The following is a 2,654-nucleotide window of genomic DNA, read 5'->3' on the forward strand; positions in this document are numbered from 1 at the left end:
CCTTACGGGCAGCGGCGGCAAGCGCCTGAGAGATCACGGCGCGGTCGCCGATATGATTGGCTAGGATCAGCACCAGACGGGCGTTGAAGGCAACGCTTTCGGCGTCGCTCAGGCCCTCGTGAGCGGTCAGAAGCTCGGCATAGAAATCATCGGCGCCGGGGATGTTCGGGGTCAGGATCAGGTCGCTCATGCTTCAAGCCTTTCCAATGGCGCGGCGCAGCGCGGCGGCCAGCGCGGTTTCGTCAAACCCGGCCCAGCGGGCGGCGACGTGCTGATCAGGGCGGATCAGGTAGACCGCCGATTTGGCGTCCCCCAGATAGCGTTCCGCCAGCGCGCCGGTCGGATCATCCGCCGCCGACAGCGCCAGACGGGTCACCGGCACACCTTCGATCACCAGCGCCTTGGGGGCATCCGCGTCGATGGTCAGCAGGGTAAACTGGTCGCCAAGCTGCGGCAGCAGATAGCCCTGCCCCAGTTTGACATCGGCACAGGGGCTGCCCGGACGGCTGCGCGCCGGGGCGGCGGGCAGTGCATCGGGCGTGTTCAGCGGCGAGCCATCATAGGTGCAGGGCACGCTCAGACGACCGGAATTCACAAGCGGCCGCGCGAATTCATATTGCTCGGCCAGATCCAGCACCGCGTTGCGCAGAACCCGGCTCATCGCCGACTTGGGCGTGATGAAATCGGTCGATCGCGACGAGTTGCGGATATTCTCGTCCGCGCCATAGACGCGCTCATCATCATAGCTGTCCAGCAGGCTGTCGGGCGCAATGCCGTCAATCACCAGCTTCAGTTTCCAGCACAGGTTGTCGGTGTCCTGAAGACCCGAATTCGCGCCGCGCGCCCCAAAGGGCGAGACCTGATGCGCGGCATCGCCTGCGAACAGCACGCGGTTGTGGCGGAATTTCTCCATCCGGCGGCATTGGAAGGTGTAGATCGAAACCCATTCCAGTTCGAACTGAACATCGTCGCCCAGCATGGCTTTCAGGCGCGGGATCACGTTTTCAGGTTTCTTTTCTTTTTCCTTGTCGATGTCCCAGCCCAGTTGCAGATCAATACGCCAGACGCCATCGGGCTGTTTGTGCAGCAGTGCCGACTGGCCGCGATTGAACGGCGGATCGAACCAGAACCAGCGCTCGGTCGGGAATTCGGCATCCATGATGACGTCGGCGATCAGGAAGTTGTCTTCGAACACCCGGCCGACGAAATCCAGACCCAGCATCGCCCGCGTGGCCGAACCCGCGCCGTCGCAAGCGATCAGCCACTCGGCCTCAAGCGCATAATCGCCCTCGGGCGTGCCCACAGACAGCGCGACGTGATCGCCTTTATCCGCGACTGACAGAACCTTGTTATTACCGCGCAATTCAATTGGGGCGCCAGCGGCCTGAAGCTCGCGAACGCGGTTCACCATGTATTCTTCAAAGTAATATTGTTGCAGGTTGATGAAGGCCGGGAATTCATGCCCGCCTTCGGGCAACAAGTTGAATTCATAGACCTTTCTTTCGTCAAAGAACACTTTGCCAAGGTTCCATTCGACACCTTTCTCCACCATCGGATGGCCACAGCCCAGACGGTCGAGAATTTCCAGTGGTCGCTTGGCATAGCACACGGCGCGGCTGCCGAAGCTGACCTTGTCGTTGTCGTCCAGAACCACGACCTCGATGCCTTGCTGCGCCAGATCAATCGCCGCGCCAAGGCCGATCGGCCCGGCGCCGATCACCACCACCTTGTGCCGCGCCGGCACCGCCGCATCCTGATCGGCGCAGCGCGCGTATGGGTAAAGCGGAATTTCGAATATCTTGTTCATTCTGTCTCCTCCCGAAGTCAGTTCCGAGGCCCGTATCCGGTCGCCCGATTAACCTTGAAGCTGCTGCCACATGTCCATGTCACGCTGGGCGGTCCAGATCCGTGGCGTGTCGATCCCCAAGGCCTCGTCATAGGCGCGGGCGACGTTGAACGGCAGGCAATGCTCATAAATCGCATAATCGCCGAATTTCGGATCGCACGCGGCGCGGCAGGCGGCCATGGCCTCTTTCAGGCTGCCGCCGCCCTGCGCCACACGGGCAACCGAACGATAGGTCGAGCCGACGAAATCAGCGGTGTTATCCAGCGCCGCAGTCACCATCTGGCGCCCGATCAAGGCATCGCCCCGCCCCGGCGCAATCGCATCGACATCAAAGGCGCGGATGGCCTCGATCGTCGCGGGCCAGTCGTTGAAATGACCGTCGCCGCAATAGCAGGCCGAGTGGTATTCGATGATATCGCCGGTGAACATCACATTGGCGTCGGGCACATGGGCCACGATGTCGCCCGCAGTATGAGCGCGGCCAAGGAACATCAGATCGACCCGGCGCTTGCCCAGATAGATCGTCATCCGGTCGTTAAAGGTCAGCGATGGCCAGGTCAGGCCAGGAATGCTTTCGTGGCCCTGAAACAGTCGCGGGAAACGCTGGAATTCACTGTCCCAGTCCTCTTGCCCGCGCTCGACCACCATCGAACGGGCCTTTTGGCTCATCACGATATCCTTGGCGCCGTAGGCCGAGGCGCCCAGCACGCGCACAGCGTGGTAATGGGTCAGCACGACATGGCTGATCGGCTTGTCGGTGACGGTGCGGATCTTTTCGACCACCATATTCGCCAGACGCGGCGTGGCC

Annotated in this window: 3 protein-coding genes; all 3 read right to left on the reverse strand. The window is 61.7% G+C overall.

What is annotated here, in order from left to right; all coding sequences use genetic code 11:
* On the reverse strand, positions 1-190 hold a 190-nt coding region (locus tag ABYW26_RS13010; RefSeq protein WP_372605333.1), incomplete at its 3' end, for a DUF2783 domain-containing protein.
* 3 nt (positions 191-193) lie between these two features.
* Positions 194-1,807, reverse strand: coding sequence for an FAD-dependent oxidoreductase (locus ABYW26_RS13015; protein WP_372605334.1), 1,614 nt, complete (start codon positions 1,805-1,807; stop codon positions 194-196).
* 48 nt (positions 1,808-1,855) lie between these two features.
* A partial coding sequence (locus ABYW26_RS13020) for an MBL fold metallo-hydrolase (RefSeq protein WP_372605335.1) occupies positions 1,856-2,654 on the reverse strand: 799 nt, incomplete at its 5' end.

The organism is Actibacterium sp., from assembly GCF_041584535.1.
Classification (GTDB): domain Bacteria; phylum Pseudomonadota; class Alphaproteobacteria; order Rhodobacterales; family Rhodobacteraceae; genus Actibacterium_D.